Source organism: Marinobacter sp. UBA3604, assembly GCF_002375325.1.
In the GTDB taxonomy this organism is placed as follows: Bacteria; Pseudomonadota; Gammaproteobacteria; order Pseudomonadales; family Oleiphilaceae; genus Marinobacter; species Marinobacter salarius.
On the sequence record NZ_DFMB01000036.1, the window covers coordinates 111,299 to 133,668 of the forward strand.

Genomic DNA, 22,370 nt, shown 5'->3' on the forward strand with positions numbered 1-22,370 from the left:
TACCGACACTCTGGTCGGCATCTCGGGGTCAGCCCCGAACCTTACAGGTCCGCCGGAACATAGGCGCGGGTGTCCCACACCTTGTAGGATTCCATGAACTCCTGCTGGCTTTCATAGACGCGCTTGAAGTCAGCATCCTTGGAGGCTTCTTCTTCGAGCACTTCCTGAGTTACTTCCTTCAGCTTGAGCAGAACGTCGCGGGGGATCTGATCGGCCTGAACGCCCTTGTCCTGGAACTCGGCCAGAACCTTGCCGTTCTTGTACTCGCCTTCTGCGAGACCACGCGTGGTCGCTGCGGTGCAAGAAGCCTCAACCAGCGCCTTCTGGGCGTCAGTCGCACGAGCCCACTCATCCTTGTTGATCAGCATATACTGAGCCGTGAACTGCTGGTGCCAGCCCGGGAACAGGTTGTACTTGACCACCTGATTGAAGCCGAGAATCTGGTCGATGGCGGGCATGGAGAATTCGGTGGCATCAATGGTGCCTTTCTCCAGTGCCTGGTAAAGCTCGCCGCCGGGCATCATGGTGACGGACGCGCCAAGCTTCTCCAGAACCTTGCCACCCAGGCCGGCGAAGCGGATCTTCAGGCCTTTGTAGTCTTCCAGTGTTTCGATGGGCTTGGAGTACCAACCCGCTGTTTCAGGCCCAATGATGCCGCACAGTTGTGCGTGTACATCGAAGCCTTTATTGGCATAGGTTTCCTGCAGCATTTCATGCCCACCGCCGAAGTAATACCAGCCGATATAGGCGGGTGGCTTCATGCCGAACGGAACAGCGGCAAACAAGGGAATCGCTGGCACCTTGCCCTGGTCGTAACCAATCCAGGTGTAGCCGGCGGATACCTTGCCATCGGAAACCGACTGCAGAATATCGAACGCAGGTACCAGCTTGCCGGGCTCGTAGACCCGAACCTGGATGCTGCCATCGGAAGCGGTATTGAGGTTGTCGGCGACCCAGGCAGCAGGTGACCCCAGGCCGGGCAGGTTAGTGGCGAAGGCGACCGGCATTTTCCAGCGCAGGTCATCTGCGAACGCCGATCCGGTAGTCAGGGCGATCGCACCGGCGATACCGGTAAGTGCCTTGAAGAGTTTCATTGGCAAGTCTCCTAGCATTGTTGTTGTATTCGGCCAAACAGGAACGTTCCCGACGGGCCTTATCTGAGTGTAGTCAGACATCGCAGGAAACGAGACAGACAAGATGTGTTTTGGGTCCAACGATAGCGCCAGTCTTGTTTTCTGCGTTGTTCTGACGTCCTGCATCCGGGATATAGCAGGCACTGTGCCAATCACAATATTTTGTTATTTATCAAACAGATAAAAACGAGGAAAGACATCGCACATGACAGACAGTCCGGAAAACCGGACGCATATAGACATCCGTCGTAGGGGTTTGTACGGATAACAGGACAGGTGTCCTGATTTCAGGACATCTTGGCGAGTTTTTCGTAAAGCACCGAACGCGAAATACCCAGCAGTTTGGCTGCCCGGGTACGATTACCACGACTGGCGACCAACGCTTCTTCAATTGCCTGGGCTTCGGCATCGGCCAGGGTTTTAGCCAGTGGACGCACTGGCTGTGGCACCAGCGATGAGGCTGGCCGGTTGCCATTGCGGGGCAACACCTTGAAAATGGCATCGGCGTCCAGCAGACCACCGTCTTCACCCATGGTCAGGGCCCGCTCCAGCACATTGCGCAGCTCACGGATATTACCGGGCCAGTCGTAACCGCCCAAAGCTGCCACACCAGCGTCGGTGATTTCACCCCGCATCTCCAGACCGTCGCAGATTTCACCCAGCAGGGCCTCACACAGCACGCCCAGATCGGCCAGGCGGTCCCGCAACGGAGGAATAGGGATTTCCAGCACGTTCAGCCGGTAATACAGGTCCGACCGGAACTCACCTTCGGCAATCATCGCCTCCAGGTTGCGACTGGTCGCGGCAATGACCCGCACATGCACCGAGGCCACCTTGTTGGAGCCCAGAGGCTCAATCTCACCTTCCTGCAACGCCCGCAGCAGTTTTGCCTGCAACGGCAGTGGCATATCCCCGACTTCATCCAGAAACAGGGTGCCGCCGTTGGCGAGCTGGAACTTGCCTTCCCGGGTGCGGCGATCCGCCCCGGTGTAGGCTCCGGGTGCCACGCCGAAAAATTCAGCTTCCAGCAGGTTGTCTGGAATAGCCGCAACGTTCACGCCCACGAAAGGTTTTTCGGCACGGGTTGAAACGGAATGAATGGCCTGCGCCAGCACCTCCTTGCCTGTGCCGGTTTCTCCCAACAACAACACCGGCATGTCACGACCGGCCGCCAATCGGGCCCGGCGCTTCACCTCCAGCGCTGCGGGACTGGCCCCCACAAAGTCGGCGAGGTTGTAGCGAGTGCCACGCGCTTTCTTCGCCAGCGCCTTGCGGGCTGCGGCCAGATCCTGGTGCAGGCGACGGTACTTGGCCACCAACGGCGTCAGCGGTTGCAGGTCGTCATACAGCACAAACGCCACCGCCCCCATGATGCGCCCTTCGTCGTCATAAAACGGCAGCCGGGTCACCACCAGTTGTTGCTTGCTGTGCTCCATGATATCGAGCAGCAAGGGTTTACCGGTTTCCACCACTTCCGGCATGCGGCTCTGGGGGATCACCTGGCGAACAGGTTTACCGATGACGGCCCTGGGGTCTTCCAACCCGAGCAGATGGGCATAACTGTTGTTGATCCAGGTAATACGGCTTTGATGGTCAACCGCAATCGCGCCGGCACTGGCTTCCTCAAACATGGGAAACAGTGCCTCGATCAGATCCCTGGTCAGGCCACTCTTGTTATTCTCGGTAAACAGCTCTGTCATGTACCCTGTACCACCGGGTTGGATGTTATTCATGGCAATATCCAGAGCACCCGGCGAACCGGGTGCAGAGACGGAAGTATATGGCGCCCCCGGAACAGGGGCAAACAATGCCGGCCCGGAACCTGCCCGGGCCGACCGACAGGTGTGTCAGTCTGGAATCTGTACCTGATCGTCAGCGAACACGATGCGGTCGCCGGCATCCGGGGCAGGATCGATCGGGGTCAGGTTAGCCTCAGACAGAGGGGTGGCCATATCGCCACGCGGTACCGTTCTGACCACCTGACTGGGCGGCAATGCCTGCTTATCGGCAAGGTTCGCCCACACCAGATCCAGGGCCTGGAAGAAGTAGTGATGCAGCGGCACATACCGGTCCGCAATACCCGGAAAGCCGTTGAGGACATCCAGGTGATGGGCATTGAGAATCTCGTAATACCTCAGCTTGCTGTTGCTGCCCTCAACCCGCTGGTTCAGCCCGAAATAGGGCCGCGAGGTGTGGTTGATGGGCAGGATGGCGTCGGCACGACCGGTCACAAAGACCGCTGGCTTGCCCCGCAGGTTGCCAGACGCGCGAATTTGCTCAACGCCATCAGCAATACGCTCTGACCATTCCGCGGCATCACCCGACAGCGGGCTTCCGGTCACGGCATCGGTGCCCAGGGCAAGGCTTCTCAGACACAGCAGAGCATCCAGACCGTAATCCTGCTGACTGGTGCTGGGCGATGCACTGGCACCCAGATTGGTGGGCTGACCTTCGGCACCGTCGTACACCAGATTCACCCCGGCACTGGGGGGAATACCGTTACTCGCGGAGAACAGCGCTGCTTCCTGCGCCGCAGTGATCGGCGTGACCGCTCCGCCAGCCCCCGTAGCCGCCAGGCTGATATCACACAACCTGTCCTCAACACCGGCCTGACCGTAGGCGTTGGCATAGGTGGTGGAGATGCTCTGGGCAACCGCCAGCCCGAAATGAACCGGTGCCAGCAGGTTCTGCTCCGGCTGGATACCCACTTCCTCTTCCAGGATGCGCAGCGCATCGGAGGCGCGGTCGTCGGTGGTAGCGCCTGTCACCAGGCCCTTGTTGGCCAGTGAGTTACAGATGTTCTCCGCAATCGTGAAGTTGTTGAATGTGGCGTTCAGTGGTGCCACATCACGCACTTCCGGTGCAATGTTCGCGCAACCCTGATACACCGCCAGCGCTGTGGTGTAATCCAGCAGGCTGCGGCTGTGTTCGGCCAGTTCGGGGCCACTGCCCTGGCGGATGGTAAAGCTGGTATCCACCTGCGGATTGACGTTGGGCTCCGACACCGCCACCCCGTCGATCAGCCCCTTATCGTCAAGCTCAGCGGCACGGACCGAAGCCCCACCACCGTTGGAAACGCTGGACGCAATCACCAGGGTATCCTTCGGCTTCACCTTGATCACTTTGCGGCCATTACCGGTTTCCTGCCCGAATTCCTCGTTCAGCACATAGAAGCCGAACTCAATCGACTGCAGTACATGCCGCCCCCAGTCAGCCTCGGGGTTGGCCTTGGAGTGAGCGTGCTTGTAGGCGAAACGGTCCGGCCAGGCGGCATCAAAATCAGCCCGCGCCTGGGCATCCAGATCGGCCCGGAACTGCACCGGCTCATCCGCCTGGGTAAGAGTACCGTCGATACGCTGGGCAGAGTTGGTGGCCAGGTTGTGGGAACCGGTTCCCGTGCCCTTGTCGGTGTAGACCACGGCGCAGCCTTTCTTCAGGCCCCATTCGCCGGCGGTACCGATTGCGCCGTATATGCCGCGGGAGCCGGACGAGGGCGCCTTTACCATACAGGCCTGCTCGGGGTCGAAACTGGCCGGAACCTGGACCATCACGGTCACCGGCACATCACTGCCATTAACCGTCATGTAAGCCAGGTATTCATTACCCGCAATCAGCCCCTCACCACTGCTATCGACCTGGGGACCAAAGAATTCGCCGTAACCACCACCGGGCACGGTGTCCACAAGAGCCCGATAGTTGTTGTAGATGGCCAGCGTCCGGAGTTCTTCAGGCGTGGGGTTGAGCGGATCATCAAAGGCCGGTGCCGTTGCACTGGCCAGGCCGCTGGCGCCAAGTCCACCGGTCAGGAGATCATCGGTGACGCCATCATACTGAGTGGAATGGACCTCTCCCTGGATGAATCCCGGGAGCTGGTTGAACGGTTTCTTGCTGCTGCTGTCGTTGCAGGCGGTACCCGTCAGAGCCACCGCACCAATCAGCGTGTACTGAAATAGCGTTTTCATAGGTTGTTCCCTGTTGTTTTTGTTAGACATGAGAACCCGGCGTACACGAACGAAGCCGGGTACCATAACAGGGGCCATGCGTATCCTGTGCCAATACAGCAGGACGTTGATTTTCATTGCTTTTTCTTTGAATTGCTCTAATTCTCAAGCACTATTTCCGGATTTCCGGACAGTGGTTAGAGGGGGAGGTGGGCGGAAATGCCCTCTACGGGCCGTCTCGCGACATTGTCCTGAAGCCAGGACAGTGTCCCGTTTTCAGGACAGCGCTGAGCACCGCACAATGCATCCGTGGTCATATTCGAGACGTATAAGTCTTCGTTTCCGCCCGGATGAACGGAGAGTCCATGCACATCAACCGCCTGCTGGCATTGGCCGCCAGCACCTTGCTATCTGCCTGCGCCTCACACCTGAACGCGCCAGCGGAAACGGTGTCGGTACCCGATACCGGCTTTCGCACCACAACTGGCATCACCTATTCCCCGGACAACTGGCCTCAGGAGCTCCAGGCGGATCTTTATCTGCCAGACAGCCCCGACCCCGCACCTGCAGTACTCCTGGTGCATGGCGGTGGTTGGGAACGGCGTTCGCGGAAGGACATGACATGGATCGCAGAGCACCTGGCCGGCCGGGGCTTTGCCGTGATGAACATTGATTATCGGTTTGCACCTGAACACACCTTCCCGGCGCAACTCCACGATCTTCAGATAGCCATGAACTGGCTTCATGCCAGGGCGGGAGCCTACAACCTGGACCGGAATGCGATCAGTGCATTTGGCTTTTCTTCCGGCGCTCACCTGGTCAGCTTGTTGGCCGTGATTGCCGAAAGCCAACACCCGTTGAACCAACCACACGGAGGCGCGGACGCGCGGCCGGTGGCTGTTGTTGCCGGTGGCTTGCCGGCCGACCTGCGAACCTTCGGGTCCGGAAAGCTGATCCGTCAGTTCCTGGGCGGTGATCTGCAGGACATTCCGGGTGTTTATGAGGCCGCCTCGCCGATCACCCACATTACCGCCGGCACGCCTCCGTTTTTCCTGTTCCATGGCGCCCAGGATATGCTGGTGCCTGCGGATCAGGCGCGGGATTTTCGGGCACGCCTTGCGGAGCATCACGTTGAGAGTGAGCTTTACCTGATGCACCTGCGAGGCCACATCACCAGTTTCCTGACGGCCGGCAATGCTGTTGAGAAAGCCACAGACTTCCTGATCCGGCACACGGAAAAGCGGCCGGAGTGACTAAAGAGTCACAAACGGAGCAATTGTTAATGCCAGGATGACAACGATGGCCAGGCAAGCCGCCAGGGTTGTCACCGGCTTGCGGCGAAGCCGATGCCAGAATCCGCCGACCCGGCCCGCCGCCAGATCCTCCTCGTAAGCGTCACGCTGACGCTGCAGGCGCTCCTTCTGGTAGGTCTGCAGCAATTCCCGGGCTCGTTGGGCCTCCTCATTGTCGTGGACCCAGAATCCACCCATGCTGATACCCCAGCGACTGGGAGGCGTCTCGTAGTAGGACACGTTGTGCGTCTCGAACAGCTCGCGTATTTCGTCCGCCTCGTCGTCGGGGACGTGACGAAGGTTCATGAGGTGGTTGGTCATGGTAGGTCCGACACCGGTTTATGGGATACCCTTATCATCCTAGACCCTTATCCTAGCATTCCGCAGCGGCTCTCACCGCCCAGTCGATCAGGATACTCGATGCCAGACAGCGCCATTCGACGATTACTGGAGTTCGACAATCAGGTTCAGCGCGACCGCGACCAGAACCCGGTGTTCCTGCACCGGCGGGATCGCCGTTTTGCCCTGGACTGCCACAACCAGGGCGTCAGCCCGGGCCCGGATCGGTGGCTTGAACATGTCAGGCGCCTGTCCCGCCGTGGACCGACCGATGACCCGTTGAAATTCTGGCGAAGGGTGACCACAGGTTTTGCCCTGGCGGGGCTCGTTGCCGGAACGCTCGCCATGCTGGGGCTACTGTTCTACGACGGTGGCCAGCGAATCAATCTGACGGTGATCCTGGCCTTCGTGCTGCTCCAGTGCATCCTCGCTGTGGTTACCACTGTCCAGGCCTTTGCCGGCTGGCAGCCCTGGCGCTGGTTGCTGAGGAAGTTTGCGGTCGCACGCCACTCGGGCGCCCTGCGAACACTGCAACCACTGTTAATGGCCCGTGCCGCCCATACCGGCGGACTGGCGTTTGGTGTCGCCGGACTGATAACCCTGCTGGTACTGGTGGTGATCCAGGATCTCGCCTTTGGCTGGAGCACCACCCTGAATACCGGCACCGACAGCTACTACCGCATGCTATCCGCCATCGCCACACCCTGGCAGCATCTGTGGCCTGCGGCGATGCCGGACCGCGAACTGGTGGATGCCACCCGGTTCTTCCGCAGCCAGTCTTCCACAACGACCGATCCGGCCCTCTGGGGGAGTTGGTGGCCGTTCGTGGCAATGGTCTGGATGATCTATGTCGTCCTGCCCCGGCTCGCTCTGCTGGTGGTGGCGATCGTTCATCCCCACATGCGCGCGCGTAAGGCGCTCCGAGCCCATCATGGCTGGGTCGCCCTCCAGTACCGCATGGAGACACCCACCGTGGACACGGGCAATCGCCACAATGACGCCGCCGACCAACCGGATACGACAACGTCTGCGAAATTGCAGCCTATCCCCAGGGCCCAGGCTATTATTCGCTGGGCGGAAGCCGGCAGGCCAGCGCTGCCGCAAACCATCATCGCAGGAGACCAGGAGCCCCTCGCCGCCGGCGGTAGCGCCTCGCTCGAGCACGACCATCACATCATCGAACTGGCAAACCAGCGACTGACCAGTGCTCTCACTCCAGCGGCCATTATCGTCACCCGCAGTTGGGAACCACCCACCGGCGAGCTTGCGGATTTTCTACAACAGGCCCGCGAAACATGGCCAAGGCAGACCACCATTGCGCTGGTACCGATGGCAGCTCAACCAGACCAGTCGCCACCTGACCATCAACTCAGCCAGTGGCTGCGGTTTGCGGAGCGTACGGAGGATGAGAGGATGGTGGTCAGCACGCCGATGACAACACCGCCGGATATCCTTATGCACCGCGCACTGCAGGACCAGGACGAATAATGAAAGCCCCCGTGTTTGCCGTGGTCGGCCACCCCAACAAGGGCAAATCCAGCATTGTGGCCACGCTGTCCCAGAACGACGCCATTGCCATCGCGCTGGAGCCTGGAACCACCCGTAAACATCAGGCCTATCCGTTGGCTGTCGATGGCAAGACACTGTACACACTGGTGGACACGCCGGGGTTCCAACGCCCCCGGCGTGTACTGGAATGGCTTGAAGCCCACAGCGTGTCTGCCTCTGACCGGGCCGAAACCGCCGAGGCCTTTGTGGTCCAACACCGCCAGGACAACGGCTTTGTCGATGAATGCGAGCTCTTGCAACCGCTCATTGAAGGCGCGGGCATTATCTACGTGGTTGACGGTTCGGTTCCCTACAGCACCCAGCATGAAGCGGAGATGACCATCCTGCGCTGGACCGGCCGGCCGAGCCTCGCCTTGATCAACAGTATTGGTGAAGACGACTACAGCGACACCTGGGCCAGGGCGCTCGGCCAGTTTTTCCAGGTTGTCCGGACCTTTGATGCGGTTCGCGCGCCCTTCGAGCAACACCTCAGCTTGTTGCGGGCCTTTGGGCAACTTGAGCCGGACTGGGAGCAGCCCCTGGACAGCGCGACGGCGTTTCTCTCGGCGCAGAGACGGCAACGCCGCACCCAAGCGGCCACACTCATCGCCCGCAGCCTGGAAGACATGATGTCCTTCCGCGAAAAACGGACACTGACCACGCTCCAGACCAGCGAAATCTCCGATCACGACCTGGCCGCACAGTTGCGCAAAAGCTGGTATGACAACCAGAGAAAACGGGAACAGCACCTTCGAATTGCCATTGAGAAGCTCTACGAGCATCACCGTGTACAACGACAGGAAGCGGAACTGGAATGGCACAGTGAACACGACCTGTTCAGCGAAGACAGCCACAAAGCCTGGGGAGTAAACCGCCGCTACCTGGCCACCGCAGGCTTCGGGGCCGGTGCCGTGAGCGGGGCCGGGGTGGATGCGTTGACCCTTGGCCATTCACTGGGCGCCGGAGCCCTGGTAGGCGGGCTGATCGGTGCCGCAGGCAGCTATTTTTACGGCGACCGCCTGGCACTGCCGGTGCTCAATACCGGTGTACTGAAAAACGGGCTCAGGACCGCCACCTTCGGGCCTGTACAAGACAGCCAATTCGGCTATGTTGTATTAGGAAGGGCCGTTAATCACTGGTGGCATATCAGCCACCGAAATCATGCCGGCCGGGACCTGCTGGATCTTGAACCTGCCGATGACCATTGGCTTGAGCAACTCGACCGCAGGCAACGCCGGACCATCCATCAGGCCTTTGAACGTTGCCGGAAAAAGCGCGCCTTGGATGACAAAATGAGGATAGCCTTTATAGCCGCCATCGAGCAGTCGCTGGACGCCTACGACGATTGGCGGTTGAACCGAACCTGACGGGGATGTTTATACTGTAAGGCTGCTCCATCACACAGCGAGGGATAAGTATGAAAATTGTACGAGTTCAGGACATCATCGGCACCGAGCGCGAAGTATCAGGGCCGGGCTGGACCAGCCGCCGCATGCTGTTGAAGAAAGACGGCATGGGCTTTTCATTCCACGAGACCATCATCCCTGCGGGCGCCGAGCTGAACCTCTGGTACAAGCATCACCTTGAAGCTGTATATTGTGTCGCCGGTAACGGCAGCATCTACGACAAGGCCACTGGCGAAACCCACGAGATTTCCGATGGCACGCTTTACGCGCTGGACAAGAACGACCCGCACACGCTGCGTGGTGGCACCGAAGACATGCGACTGATCTGTGCCTTCAACCCGCCCGTCACCGGCCGTGAAGTCCACGACGAAGACGGCGCTTACATCGCGGACACCGGCGACAACTAAGCCCGGCCCCAGTGGCTGACGTTTCAGGCACAACAACACCGCCACCGGCAGCCAAGCTGCTTCCGGTGGCGGTGTTGCTTTGGCTTGCCGGTGTTTACCTGCGCATACCGGTATTGGTTGCACCTCCCCTGGCGCCGTTCATCAGCGACGAACTCAGCCTGTCCCAGGCTCTGACCGGTGCGCTCACCACTCTTCCAATATTGATGCTGGCTGTCGGTTCCATGCCCGGTTCCCTGGCCATCGCACGGATGGGCCCACGCAATACCCTGGCGCTGGCCATGGTGATCATGGTCATCGGTTCCGCCGGTCGCGGGCTGTCACCCGATACCATCACGCTTATGCTGGCGAGTGCCGTCATGGGCCTGGGTGTGGCCATGATGCAGCCCTCCCTGCCGGCACTCCTGCCACGGTGGCTCGAACCCAAACATCTGGCCATCGGCTCCGCTATCTACATGAACGGCATGCTGATGGGCGAATTCATCGGCGCCGGCATCACTCTTCCAGTACTGATGCCATTGATGGACGACAGCTGGCGCGCCACCCTGCTGGCCTGGTCACTGCCCGCGTTGCTGGTCGCTGCCGCTCTGTTCCTGCCCCGAAGAGAAATGGCCCGACCTGTAAAGAAACCGGCATGGCTGCCTGATTGGAAAAACCCACTGACTCTGCGAATTGGCCTGCTGCTGGGCCTGTCAGGCTCCCTGTTCTTCGGCCTTAACGCCTACATGGGCAATATCCTGGAGCAACAAGGCAACTTCGACATGCTGGCGGACGCCTTGTTCTGGTATAACTTCGCCCAGGTGATCGCCTCCCTGGTCATGCTGAAAATGGCGAGATATTGGGTAGGCCTCAAAGGCCCCATCATGGTGATGGCAACCTGCAGCATCCTGGGCACAGTGGGAACGGTCGTCTTTACTGGCTGGTGGTCAATAGCCAGCGCAACGTTTATGAGCTTCACGGCCGGCATTCTGCTGATCCTGCTGGTGGCTTTACCCCCTGTACTGGTGGAATCAAGAGAAACGGGGCGACTCTCAGCAGGAAACTTTCTGGTTGGTTACACGGTGGCGTTTTCTGTTCCCATGATCGGCGGGTTACTGGCCGATTGGGGCAACGACGCCCGATACGCCATTATCTTTATCATCGCCTATTGCGTTCTGGTTCTTCCCCTGACCTTTACCCTGGACCTGAAACGACAAAAGGGCCAACCCGAAAGTTGACCCTCTGTCTGGTGCCATTGATCTATGCTTTGCCGGGCCGCGGGGTGGGGGTATTTTTTCCTTGGAAATGGAACTCGCTTCGCTCAGACACCCATTTCTGGCGGAAAATATACCCCCACCCCACGTCCTTACCGCTGGCTTAGATGTAATAGTCCTTTAACGGGGGGAAACCGTTAAACTCTATGGCACTGTACGTCGTAGTGTAGGCACCGGTGGACAGCCAGTACATGCGGTCGCCGATGGCCAAATTCAGCGGCAACGGGTACTTGTGGTGTTCGTACATGATATCGGCGCTGTCGCAGGTTGGGCCTGCAATTACACAGTCCTCGCCTTCGCCGGATTTCTCGGTATAGATCGGGAACTTGATGGATTCATCAAGCGTTTCGATCAAGCCACCGAATTTACCAACATCGGTGAATACCCAACGGTGTAGGGCAGTACGCGATTTACGTGAAATCAGCACCACTTCACTTACCAGAACACCTGCGTTGGAAATCAGCGAGCGGCCCGGTTCGATAATAATCTCCGGCAAATCATCGCCAAAATCCTCATCCAGGAAACGCTTGATCTCTTCCGCGTAGGTTTTCAGGTCATTCGTACGGGTGATGTAGTTGGCCGGGAAGCCGCCGCCCATGTTGATCATCTTCAGTTCGATGCCGTCTTCTTCCTTCAGACGCTCGAAAATCACCTTCACCTTGCCCAGGGCGGCGTCCCACGCGCCGATTTCCCGTTGCTGGGAGCCCACGTGGAAGGACACGCCGTAAGGCACCAGACCCAGATCGCGGGCCAGGATCAGCAAGTCCATGGCCATGTCGGTCTGGCAGCCGAACTTGCGGGACAGCGGCCAGTCAGCGGTCAGGGTGCCTTCGGTCAGGATGCGAACATACACTTTCGAGCCCGGAGCCGCCTTCGCGATGTTGCGCAGGTCCGCTTCCGAATCCGTCGCGTACAGGCGAACACCTCGCTCGTAGAAGGTGCGGATGTCCTTGGCCTTCTTGATGGTGTTGCCGTAACTGATGCGGTCGCCCGTCACACCCAGGCCCATGACCTTGTCGAGTTCGTACACCGACGCGATATCAAAGCTGGCGCCCTTGTCCCGCAACATCGTCAGAACCTGCGGGGCAGGGTTGGCCTTCACCGCATAGTAGACGTTGGCATAGGGAAAGCCTTCCACCAGTTCATCGTACTGGCGGTTGATGGTCGCGGTATCAATCACGACGCAGGGCGTGTCCTTGGTATCGGCAAATGCCTTGATACGGGCAAAGGTCTCGGCGTCGTAGTAGTCAGTGATGATGGCGTTGGTGGATTCGGTCATGGATAGGGTTTCCCTCCAAAGGGCAAACGGGTCGTTCAAACAACATAGGTACCGATCCGGTACCCGTCAATCGCGCGATCATCGGTTCTTTTCCGGGGGCGTGATATGAGCATATCTACCCATAACCACCGTCTGGCCCTTTTGCCTTCAGCTCACACTGCGACTGGCCACAACGGCGCCGGCCCGGTGGGGCCGTTCGGGTCTTCGGGCTCGGCCTGGCGCTGCAGGTAATCCAGAATCGCAGTTTTCAGATCACTACCCTGACCGAGTCCCTGATTGCCGAATAGCCGATTGAACTCAAGCACGTAGGGATACCCCTCCACCAGGGCAATATCAAACCCCGCGTGATCCACCTCCAGCTCCCGCGCAAGGCGCAGTGCCAGATCGGTTACCACGGAAGGCACTGGCCCCCGGTCGATGCGCCCACCCTGCGACACGTTATTGTAGAACCCCTGGTCCGCCTGGGTTCGCCAATAGGCGGATACCACTTTGTCCCCGACAATCACCACCCGCACGTCCCGATCAATCGGCAGGTATTCCTGGGCATAAAGAACATGGGTTCGCTCACAATAACGCTGCCAGTCGGCTTTGTTTTCGATTAACCACACACCTTCGCCCATGCTGGCTTTGGGCAGCTTGGCCACGAAGGGCACGACCATGGCATCCCACACCGCCTGCTGTTCCTCCGGGCCATTGGCTTCAATCAGAGTCCACGGAGTGTGTTCAGGTGCGACCGCCTGGAAAGCCCGGGTCATTTCCACCTTGTCGTGGCCGATGCGATAGCTGGCGACACTGGGGAAAACGCGGCATTTCAGCCCGTGTACGAGGGCATTCAGCTGCCAGTATTCCGGGAACAGCACCCAGTCTGCGTCTTTAAGCAGCTCTTTGTGGGCCAGGAACTGTTCGGGCTTGAGGGTTTTGGTATTCGGGAAGCCGAGGGTGCGGAATATGTCGAAGGAGACCAGTTTCATTTGGGTTGGGTGCGTGGTTGGGTTGGTCGCATTTTATACAGGTTTGGGTTGGGTGCAATGTTTATTCTTTGCTTTGGCTTTGGGTTGGACTGGGGGTTTAGGGGGCGGGGCATGGGGGTGTTTTATTTTTCAAATGAAAATGAACTCGCTTCGCTCAGACACCATTTTCTTTATTGAAAAATAAAACACCCCCATACCCTTAGTTAACAACAGTTGTCGCGACAATTTACCCTGATTTTTCCTGGGTTTGTCGGAGAGCTCGAAATCAAAGCACCGCCAAACCCTCGCTTTTCGTAACGACATCACCCTTTGCCAATAGAGCGGGGAGGACGCTTCTTAGTCCCCTGACTCGCATCGGCCGTCAGGGGATCTTCCGGCCAGGGGTGCTTGGGATACCGACCGCGCATGTCCTTGCGGACCTCCGGGTAGGCGTTCTGCCAGAAGCTTGCCAGGTCGGCCGTGACGGCCAGAGGGCGCTGGGCTGGGGACAGCAGGTGGATCACCACGGGCACTTGGCCTCCGGCAACCGTAGGAGTTTTGGTCCAGCCGAACAGCGCCTGGAGCTTGGCCGCCAATACAGGGCCGTTTTCTGCGGTGTAATCCAGCGCCACGGACTGGCCGGTTGGGATCGTCAGGCGGGTGGGCGCCAGGTCTTCCAGTGCCTGTTGTTGCGGATACTCCAGCAGGCTGGCAAGAGCCTGGCTCAGGTTGAGCTTGTCCAGGTCACGCCAGTGGGTCATCCCTGCCAGGAACGGACCAAGCCAGGTTTCCAGGTTATCTGTCAGCCAGCGCTCGCTGACCGTTGGCCATTCTCCGGAAAAGTACTCTGCCAGCAGGGTGACCCGGGCAAGCCACTGCTCCGCCGCCGGCGTCCATGGCAGGCTCCCAAGGCCCTTCTTGCGCACGGCGGCGAGCAGCCCCTGCTGCACCAGTTCCGGTGACGGGGCCGGCAAGGCTGTTTCCTCCAGCTCCAACTGCCCCAGTTTTCGGACGCGACGGGCCACCACGGTTCCGCGTCGCTCGTCCCAGACCGCCTCCTCGTATTCTTCAATGTGACCGGACAGGTCCTGTTCCAGCACCGCTGGGGTAACCGGTGCAGCAAGATAAATCGTGGCCTCCCTGGCCTTGCCGTCCAGTTCAGCGGCAACCAGCCACTCATAGCGAGCCAGCCTGTCGTCGCTGCGAAGGGCTGCGCCGCGGCCGTTGCTGAGCTGGTATCGCGGTGCTTCGCCCCGCCGTTTACGGGCAATCCGGTCCGGGTAGGCCTGTGCGAGCACGCGTCCTACCTCATCCTCGGAGGGCATCGCCTGTGGTCGTTCAAGCCCTGCCGCCAGGCGGGACACCGACTTGGTGATCGATATCACCCTGGCGGTATCCACACCCTGTCTCGGGCCAGAACCCCGCAGCATCCTGACCCGCTCCTGCATATCCGCCCCGGCTGATCGGCCCGCCAGATCCCGTTCTTCCAGCAGCGCCGCCAACTCGGCCGCGAGATAGCCATGGCCAATGTCCCGTCCGCGTAGAATCATGTGCGCCAGCCGTGGATGAACGCCCATGTCCCGCGCCGCCTTGCCATGTTCGGTAATGGCGCTGTCGGCATCCAGCATATCCAGCCACTGCAACAACGCCACAGCCTGCTGCCAGTGCGCAGCAGGGGGCGGGTCAATCCAGTCCAGCTGATCCGGCGACCGCGCGCCCCATTGCGCCAGTTCCAGCACCAGGGGTGCCAGGTCCGCTTCCTGTATTTCCGGCGGGGTGAACTCGGCCAGACCAAACTGGGCGGACTCGCTCCACAGCCGGTAACAGGCGCCAGGCTCAATACGCCCGGCCCGTCCCTTGCGCTGCTCCGCAGACGCTTTTGACACCCAGCCCGTCACCAGCCGTGTCATACCGCTGTTGGCATCAAACACCGCCCGGCGTTGTTGACCGCTGTCGATGACGACGCGCACGCCTTCAATGGTGAGACTGGATTCGGCAATAGCCGTGGCCAGAACCACTTTGCGGTAACCTTCGGGCGCCGGCGCGATGGCCCGGTCCTGCTCCTCGCTTTTCAGGTTGCCGTACAACGGTGCCACGATCACATCGTTGCCTGTCTGGTTCTGAAGCTGACGCTCAACCCGACGAATCTCGCCCGCACCGGGAAGAAACACCAGCAACGACCCACTCTGATCCGCCAGTGCCTCATGAATAACGGACACCACCTGTTGCTCGATCCGGCCATTACGCGGAATGGGGCGATACGCCACCTCCACAGGGAACGCCCGGCCGTCACTACTCAGCACCGGCACATCACCCAGCAACCGGGCGATGGGTGCGGTATCCAACGTGGCGGACATGACGATGATCCGCAGGTCCTCCCTCAAGGCCTGGCGGGCTTCCCGCACCAACGCCAGCCCAAGATCAGCCTGCAATGACCGTTCGTGAAACTCATCGAAAATCACAACGGCGTAGTCTTCCAGCGCCGGATCATTCTGGATCAACCGCGTGAGAATGCCTTCGGTGACCACTTCGATCACCGTCGCCGACGTCACCCGCGTATCCAGCCGCGTGCGGTAACCCACCGCCTGGCCCGGCTTCTCTCCCATCTGCCCGGCCATGTACCTTGCCGCCGACCGGGCTGCCAAACGTCTCGGCTCCAACATCAGGATCTTGCGACCCTCACGCCAGGGAGCATCCATCAGAGCCAGTGGCACCCTGGTGGTTTTGCCGGCGCCCGGTGGTGCCTGTAGCAGGATGGTTGTTTGGGACTCCAGGGTGTTCAGGAGGTCCGGGATGATGTTGTTGATTGGGAGCATTTGTTTTTGGCTGTGTTCAGGACTGGTTGGGTTGGGGGAGGGGCGTGGGTGTGTTTTATTTTTCAAATGAAAATGAACTCGCTTCGCTCGGACACCATTTTCTTTATTGAAAGATAAAACACACCCACACCCTTAGGTAACTCGTCGATTTCTCAAAAGCGTACTATGGGCCTGCTCCGGTTTGTACGAAACAGCGATGCTCATACCTCCTCAGACGCGATAACTGTGCGTTACATAAGAGTGGGGTGGTGGAATTATTTTCCGCCAGGAATGGGTGTCTGAGCGAAGCGAGTTCCATTCCCAAGGAAAATAATTCCACCACCCCGCTCATGCCCCCTAACGATCAGTCCTGCCAGCCCCCCCCAGGCAAAGGCACAAAAAACGCAAACACCGCTCCAAGAGCCAACGCCACCACCCCGATGCCAAAGGCCGTGGTCAGGGTACCACCGGCTTCCAGCCATTGCTTGGTGAGCCACGGGCCGGCCATCTGGGTGAAGCCGTAGACCGACACCATTGCCGCTGACAGTCGCGGCCCCTGGTGCGGATGCAGGGCCCGGCCGATGCGTTGGGTGAGCATCACCGTACCCACGAACGTGCTGCCCACCAGGGCGGCACAAACCGCCAGGCCCAAGGCACCAGGCAAGATCACTGCTGCCAGGACGCCGGCAAGCTGTACCACGAAATTCATGCGCAATGCAGGGAGATCGCCGATTTTTGCACCAAGATAGTTCCATATCGAGGGTGACAGGATCGTCGCCACAGCCGCCAGGAACCAGGCGCCATCCAGCAGCCAGTGGTCGGCCGGTAACTGGTCCTTGGCCAGCAATGGCAAGAACGTCATCGGCAGTATGTAACCGAGACCAGCCCCGGCGTAGGAGAGAAACAGGGGCACACTTGCCCGGTCAAACAGGGGCGATTTTCCCGGCGGGGTTTCGCCGTCGCTTTGCGCCCTCACCGGTACGTCCAGTCGGAGTAACCGCGCCGTGGCCCACCAGGCCAGGGGGATGGAAAGCACGACGGCAGGCCACCAGCGTTCAGTTCCCTCAAGCCAGTGGGCGCTGGAGCTGACCAGGCCACTTGATACCAAAAGGCCCAGGCCTACACCAATGTAGAGATGCCCACTCAGAGTGGCGCGGTTGCGCAGCACCAGCCATTCCAGGATCAACGCCGGAGCCTGGACAAAGACAACGCCGTTGGCGATGCCGTTAAACAGGCGGGCGGTGGACATGGCCCCAAGGTGGTCAGTCTGTGTCATCGCAAGGGTGGTCAACAGGTGAACCGCGAGGGACGCTGGCAGCAGCATGCGAATGTGGCTGATGGTGTGCCAGCGGATGGCCAGCAAGGCGCCAAGGAGGTAGCCAAGGTAGTTCCAGGTGGCCACCGCAGCACCCTGCCCGGCAGTGATCTGGCCATCGTCCACCAGATACGGCAATAGCGGCGTGTAGATGAAACGGCCCAGGCCATGGGTGACCAGCAACAGGATGGCACCCGCTACCACGACCAGATAAAGATCCCGCGGCGGTGTGCAGGAAGGGTGGGAATTTGGCATCACAGAACCCCTGGGGAAAGCCGGTAGGCAGTCTAAGTCAGTGGGAGCAGGAAGTCAGCCGAGTCAAAGCGAGGAGCGCAGGGTCATGACTGGGACGCTCGCGGATGATTTTCCCGGGCCCACTCGTAGATCTCACGATAGGCCTCAACCAGGTCTTCCGGCTTGTGGGGAGGCTGAAGCACGGCGGTCATTTCGCCGTCCGGGTTGATCAGCGTGAAATGCCCGCTGTGTTCCACCAGCCGTTCGCCATCCACCTGACGTTGGGAGAAAACCGCGTTCATGCTTCTGGCGAGCTCTCTTAGTGTCTCAATGTCGCCAGTCAGGCCGTGAAAGTCGTCGCCGAAAAAGCCCACATAGTCTTTCAGTCTCTGGGGCGTATCGTGTTCCGGGTCGGCGGAAATCAACAGGAACTCCGGCTGCGGTAGCTCCTCCGGTAGCATTTTGTCGGTTTTGCGCAGGGTCGCCATGGCAGCGGGGCAGATGTCCGGGCAATTGGTATAACCAACGAAAGCAAACGTCCATTTGCCCTTCAGGCTGTCCCGGGTGACCGTTTCGCCCTGTTCGTTAAGCAGCTCGAACTCTGCAAGTTTACGACTGTTTTCGTACACGTAGGCGTTGATACTGCTGAGTTCCGGCGGGGGTGAAGGCTGGTCATTTCCGACCAGCAACACCTGCCGTCCAACCACCAGCCCGAAGATCAGCACGACAACCAACAGCAGCAGGATCAGCGTCAGGCGAATCGAACGGTCCATGAAATCTCCGGTAAATCAGCATTCAGAAAAACACAAAGTGGTCGACCAGCAGCACCACAAACAGGGCCATCAGATAGGTGATGGAATATTTGAAGGTGTTGAGCGCAACACGACGGTCATCACCTCTGAGCAACCGTACGGCATACTGCAGGAAACGCAGGCCGAGGGCCAGTGCACCCACCAGATAGATAACGCCAGACATACCGGTGACAAACGGCAGCAGGCTGACAGCAAGCAGCATCAGGGTGTACAGGAGTATATGTAACTCTGTGTACTTGTTGCCATGGGTGACTGGCAGCATGGGAATACCGGCCTTGGCGTATTCTTCCTTGCGATGGATGGCCAGTGCCCAGAAATGCGGTGGCGTCCAGGCGAAGATGATCAGCACCAGCAACAGGGCGTGGCCTTCCACCTGCCCGGTCACCGCGGTCCAGCCCAGCAAAGGCGGCATCGCGCCGGCCAGGCCACCGATAACGATGTTCTGCGGGGTCATACGCTTGAGAAACAGGGTGTAGACGCCCGCATACCCCACCAGTGACGCCAGGGTCAGCCAGGCTGTCAGCGCATTCACCTGCCACACCAGGATGACCATGCCGGCAACCGCCAGCACGGTTGCGAACAGCAGTGCGTCCAGCGGCGAGATTTTCCCGGTGGCGACGGGCCGTTTGCGGGTACGGGCCATGACCGTGTCGATTTTCTGATCCACCACGTGATTGACCACGGCTGCCGCGCCCGCCAGCAGGGCGATGCCCAGGTTACCGTAGAGCATAACCTCCCAACCCGGCACGCCCGGTGTGGCCAGTAGCATGCCTATGACTGAGGTGAGGATCATCATCGCCACCACAGTGGGCTTGGTCAGCTCCAGAAAATCCCGCCAGGAAATGCCCGCGGCAGCGGACTCGTTGGTCGTTCCCTGCGCCGGCAGCGCCTTTACGTGCTCGCTCATGCCGTCACCTCTCGCTCGATTGTTGTTGTAGGTTCTGTTTTCGCTGCCTCTGGCAGGGCCTGTTGATGAAATCGCCAGAGCAGATTGATCACTGCCAGCAAAAGCCCTGCGCCCATCGCGTTGTGCGCCACCGCCACTGACAGGGGTATATGAAACACAATGTTGGCCAGGCCCAGCGCAATCTGCGCAACCAGGGCCACGGCCACCAGCTGCACATGCCACGCCAGTGGTGTTCGCTTTGTCCTGCGCCACAGTAATGCCAGAAAAACCGTGAAGTACGCAAGCACTATCATCGCTCCCAGCCGGTGACTGACATGGATGGCGACACGACCGTCAGCCGTTAGCTGCCCGCCCAGGTAATTCGGCCCCACATGCTGGGTGACATCGAACCCATGCTGGAAGTCCATCTCAGCCGGCCACCATTCGCCCTGGCAGGTGGGCAGGTCAGTACAGGCCACAGCAGCGTAGTTGGCCGCTGTCCAGGCCCCCAGTGCAATTTGCATAACAACCAGCGCCAGACCACCGTATAGCCACGGCCGGAAACGGCGCAACCCGGGGGGCCGGCCTGCGCCGGGTGATTCCCCTTCAGGTTGCGGTCTACGGCGTAGGCGAAGCGTGAGCAGTGTCAGCAGGCTCAGGGTGGTAAAGCCCCCTAACAGGTGCAGGGCAACCACCTGCGGCCAGAGCTTCAGGGTCACTGTCCACATGCCGAAGGCGCCCTGGAGCAGAATGAAGGCAGCAATAAACAGTGGCAACCGAAGCGGCACGCCGTCACGACGATGACGGAACGCGTAGGCCGCCAGGCCAAACACCACCAGCCCCAGCGTGCCGGCGGCGTATCGGTGGATCATTTCAGGCCAGCCTTTTTCCACGTCGACGGGCGTGTCGGGAAAGCGCGCATTGGCGATGGCCATCCGCGACTCATCATGGGGCACCGTCAGAAACCCGTAACAACCGGGCCAGTCCGGACAGCCAAGGCCCGCGTCCACCAATCGGGTCCAGGCCCCAAGCATGATGACGACCACCGCTAGCAGGGTGGCCAGTAGCGACCAGCGCGCCATGAGGTGGGCCGGGCGGGAAAGACGGGGTTGGGTGGTGTTCAACGGGGCATCTCCGGTTACTGATGGTCAGCCGATCTGTGACAGCTTCAACAGGTGTTTCAGATCCTTCAGCATATCCTTTCCCGTGTGTTCGGTGCCGTAGTGCATGATCACGTTACCAAAGGGGTCCACCAGCAGAATCCGTGGCTGGTGCTCCGGGTTGATGCCGGACGGCCATTTCGGAGCGCGGCCCTCCAGGATACTCAGCCGTTCCATGGAGCTGTATTCGTCGCTCCAGCGAGCCGAAAGATCGTCAGGGATAGTGCCGAGCCAGGCCGAACGATTTACCCGGTTAGCATTCTTGCCCAGGGCAATATTGACCTGGCGCGCCAGATACAGAAGCTCTTCACACTCCGAGGCGCATTGCTCGGAAACCACCACCATCATCCATTCGGCGTCGGGTTCGTCAGGGCCAAAGCGGTCGACAAGCGGGTTGCCGCTGGCTCCCTGAAGCTGCATTTGAGCCAGGGGCGCCGGCGGCTGGATCAGCTCGCCATTATTGCTATTGCCGGCAGGATTCAGCCAGCCGGTGTAGTACATGATAGTGGCAAAAATCATCGGACCGAAACCGATGGCAAACAGTAAAAGGGCGGTTCGCCTGCCGCGGCGTACCTGCTCCGGAGAGACGTTGTCGTCCGGGTCTTTCTGGTCCATGCGCTCAGCCGTTGTCATTGTGATTACGGACTCCTGTTTTGCGATAGCTCGCTACGACCGTCAATATAACCAGCGCGATGGCCAGTGAAAACCATTGCACGGCATATCCATAATGGGTTTGCGGCCCCATCCGGTCTGGAGCCCAGTCGGCGCGGTAGGCGCCAGGTTGCTCCGGCCCGGAAAGCCTGAGTACCAGGCTGGCAACATCACTCTCAATTTCCCGAGCCTGCCCGTGGGACAGCGACTGTGTTCGCTTCGGCCAGCCCGCGTTGTCAGATGGCACGGACTTGAGCACCGGGGGTTCCGGAAACTCACTCAACCGCCCCTTCACACTAAGCTCTCCGGACGGATAACTGACATCGGGCAGTTGATCACGTCGCCGGGGAGCTTGTACCCAACCGCGATTCACAACCACCGGGCGGCCCTGAACCGGGTGGAACAGGGTCAGTACCTCATAGCCCGGCGCGCCATCGCGTGTACGGTTATCGAGGAGCCAGGATACCTCGCTGTAACGGCCGGACAGTGTCACTGGTTGCCCGGCTTCGAGGCCGGCCGCCAGATGTTGCGACCAGCTCAGGTTTCCGGCCTGTTGCTGCCACTGTTCAAGCTGGGCCTGTTTCTCTCCTGCTCGCTCCAGCTGCCAGATCCCCAAGCCTAACAGTACCGGCAGAAAGAAGCCGGCGAACACCAACAGGCGCCAATCGAAGTGCCATTGGCGACGAGAACGATCGGTTGGATCAGACATGCTCTGCTATAGTGGGCTCTGGATCTACATTCCCGTTTACAGGATTTCCCATGCTGAAGATTCTCATTGTCGTACTCATGCTGGCCGTTCTGGTGAGCCTGTTCAGCGGTCTGTTCTTCCTGATCCGGGATGGCGGGAAAACGAACCGTGTCCTGAATTCCCTGGCGTTGCGGGTCGCCCTCAGCGTACTGCTGCTGGCAGTCATTCTGATTTCGGTATGGCAAGGGGGCCTGACCCTGAATCCGACCCCCTGACGCGCGTCG

At 59.8% G+C, this 22,370-nt stretch carries 19 protein-coding genes; 6 read left to right on the forward strand and 13 right to left on the reverse strand.

The annotated features are described in order from the left end of the window. Nucleotides 1–41 precede the first annotated feature (41 nt). From B2590_RS10430 to B2590_RS10440, 3 genes are all read right to left on the reverse strand, one after another. The gene (locus B2590_RS10430) at nt 42–1,094 is read right to left on the reverse strand and encodes a TRAP transporter substrate-binding protein (protein WP_036207728.1); all 1,053 of its coding nucleotides are present in this window, start codon (nt 1,092–1,094) and stop codon (nt 42–44) included. Between the two features lie 326 nt (nt 1,095–1,420). Next, nucleotides 1,421–2,866 (reverse strand): sigma-54 interaction domain-containing protein, encoded by a 1,446-nt coding sequence (locus tag B2590_RS10435; protein ID WP_286810535.1) that lies wholly within the window; start codon nt 2,864–2,866, stop codon nt 1,421–1,423. Nucleotides 2,867–2,980: 114 nt separating this feature from the next. Continuing rightward, nucleotides 2,981–5,095, reverse strand: a complete 2,115-nt coding sequence (locus tag B2590_RS10440; RefSeq protein ID WP_286810536.1) for a 3-hydroxybutyrate oligomer hydrolase family protein — start codon at nt 5,093–5,095, stop codon at nt 2,981–2,983. A gap of 344 nt (nt 5,096–5,439) precedes the next feature. Here B2590_RS10440 and B2590_RS10445 point away from each other — a divergent pair, with 344 nt between their 5' ends. Further along, nucleotides 5,440–6,327, forward strand: coding sequence for an alpha/beta hydrolase (locus tag B2590_RS10445; RefSeq protein ID WP_081899282.1), 888 nt, complete (start codon nt 5,440–5,442; stop codon nt 6,325–6,327). On the opposite strand, the gene B2590_RS10450 is transcribed toward B2590_RS10445, so the two are convergent. Beyond that, complete coding sequence (locus B2590_RS10450; protein ID WP_036207734.1) at nt 6,328–6,687, reverse strand: DUF6164 family protein; 360 nt, start codon at nt 6,685–6,687, stop codon at nt 6,328–6,330. 99 nt (nt 6,688–6,786) lie between these two features. Between B2590_RS10450 and B2590_RS10455 the strand changes: the two genes are divergently transcribed. The 4 genes from B2590_RS10455 to B2590_RS10470 are packed head-to-tail and all read left to right on the forward strand — an operon-like array spanning nt 6,787 to nt 11,280. Beyond that, a complete protein-coding gene (locus B2590_RS10455) occupies nt 6,787–8,193 on the forward strand; it encodes a DUF2868 domain-containing protein (RefSeq protein WP_286810537.1) in 1,407 nt (468 codons plus the stop codon). Continuing rightward, nucleotides 8,190–9,620, forward strand: a complete 1,431-nt coding sequence (locus B2590_RS10460; RefSeq protein WP_286810542.1) for a GTPase/DUF3482 domain-containing protein — start codon at nt 8,190–8,192, stop codon at nt 9,618–9,620. The genes B2590_RS10455 and B2590_RS10460 overlap by 4 nt, the downstream gene beginning before the upstream one ends. A 50-nt stretch (nt 9,621–9,670) precedes the next feature. Next, a complete protein-coding gene (locus B2590_RS10465; protein WP_075196372.1) occupies nt 9,671–10,066 on the forward strand; it encodes an ectoine synthase in 396 nt (131 codons plus the stop codon). Between the two features lie 11 nt (nt 10,067–10,077). Next, on the forward strand, nt 10,078–11,280 hold the full coding sequence (locus tag B2590_RS10470) for a CynX/NimT family MFS transporter (RefSeq protein ID WP_286810538.1): 1,203 nt from the start codon (nt 10,078–10,080) through the stop codon (nt 11,278–11,280). Nucleotides 11,281–11,419: 139 nt separating this feature from the next. Here B2590_RS10470 and B2590_RS10475 read toward each other — a convergent pair whose 3' ends face one another. The 9 genes from B2590_RS10475 to B2590_RS10515 form a co-directional block, all read right to left on the reverse strand. Further along, nucleotides 11,420–12,595, reverse strand: coding sequence for a type III PLP-dependent enzyme (locus B2590_RS10475; RefSeq protein WP_126810903.1), 1,176 nt, complete (start codon nt 12,593–12,595; stop codon nt 11,420–11,422). Between the two features lie 152 nt (nt 12,596–12,747). Beyond that, nucleotides 12,748–13,566: an ATP-grasp domain-containing protein gene (locus B2590_RS10480; RefSeq protein WP_085678176.1), complete on the reverse strand. Its 819-nt coding sequence runs from the start codon at nt 13,564–13,566 to the stop codon at nt 12,748–12,750. Nucleotides 13,567–13,868: 302 nt separating this feature from the next. Then, nucleotides 13,869–16,361 carry an ATP-dependent helicase HrpB gene (hrpB, locus tag B2590_RS10485; protein ID WP_286810539.1) on the reverse strand — a complete coding sequence of 831 codons (2,493 nt, stop codon included), beginning with the start codon at nt 16,359–16,361 and terminating at the stop codon, nt 13,869–13,871. 343 nt (nt 16,362–16,704) lie between these two features. Next, nucleotides 16,705–17,910, reverse strand: coding sequence for a YbfB/YjiJ family MFS transporter (locus B2590_RS10490; RefSeq protein ID WP_278368280.1), 1,206 nt, complete (start codon nt 17,908–17,910; stop codon nt 16,705–16,707). An 83-nt stretch (nt 17,911–17,993) separates the two neighbouring features. Beyond that, nucleotides 17,994–18,662: an SCO family protein gene (locus tag B2590_RS10495; RefSeq protein ID WP_036207792.1), complete on the reverse strand. Its 669-nt coding sequence runs from the start codon at nt 18,660–18,662 to the stop codon at nt 17,994–17,996. Between the two features lie 22 nt (nt 18,663–18,684). After that, nucleotides 18,685–19,608, reverse strand: coding sequence for a heme o synthase (cyoE, locus tag B2590_RS10500; protein WP_036207795.1), 924 nt, complete (start codon nt 19,606–19,608; stop codon nt 18,685–18,687). Beyond that, nucleotides 19,605–20,711: a COX15/CtaA family protein gene (locus B2590_RS10505; RefSeq protein WP_369810871.1), complete on the reverse strand. Its 1,107-nt coding sequence runs from the start codon at nt 20,709–20,711 to the stop codon at nt 19,605–19,607. Before B2590_RS10505 ends, cyoE begins: the two co-directional genes overlap by 4 nt. 24 nt (nt 20,712–20,735) lie before the next feature. Further along, nucleotides 20,736–21,380, reverse strand: a complete 645-nt coding sequence (locus tag B2590_RS10510; protein WP_051946976.1) for a hypothetical protein — start codon at nt 21,378–21,380, stop codon at nt 20,736–20,738. Beyond that, nucleotides 21,367–22,107 carry an SURF1 family protein gene (locus B2590_RS10515; protein WP_273065020.1) on the reverse strand — a complete coding sequence of 247 codons (741 nt, stop codon included), beginning with the start codon at nt 22,105–22,107 and terminating at the stop codon, nt 21,367–21,369. The genes B2590_RS10510 and B2590_RS10515 overlap by 14 nt, the downstream gene beginning before the upstream one ends. 50 nt (nt 22,108–22,157) lie before the next feature. Here B2590_RS10515 and B2590_RS10520 point away from each other — a divergent pair, with 50 nt between their 5' ends. Further along, complete coding sequence (locus tag B2590_RS10520; protein ID WP_007152938.1) at nt 22,158–22,361, forward strand: twin transmembrane helix small protein; 204 nt, start codon at nt 22,158–22,160, stop codon at nt 22,359–22,361. Nucleotides 22,362–22,370: the final 9 nt, after the last annotated feature.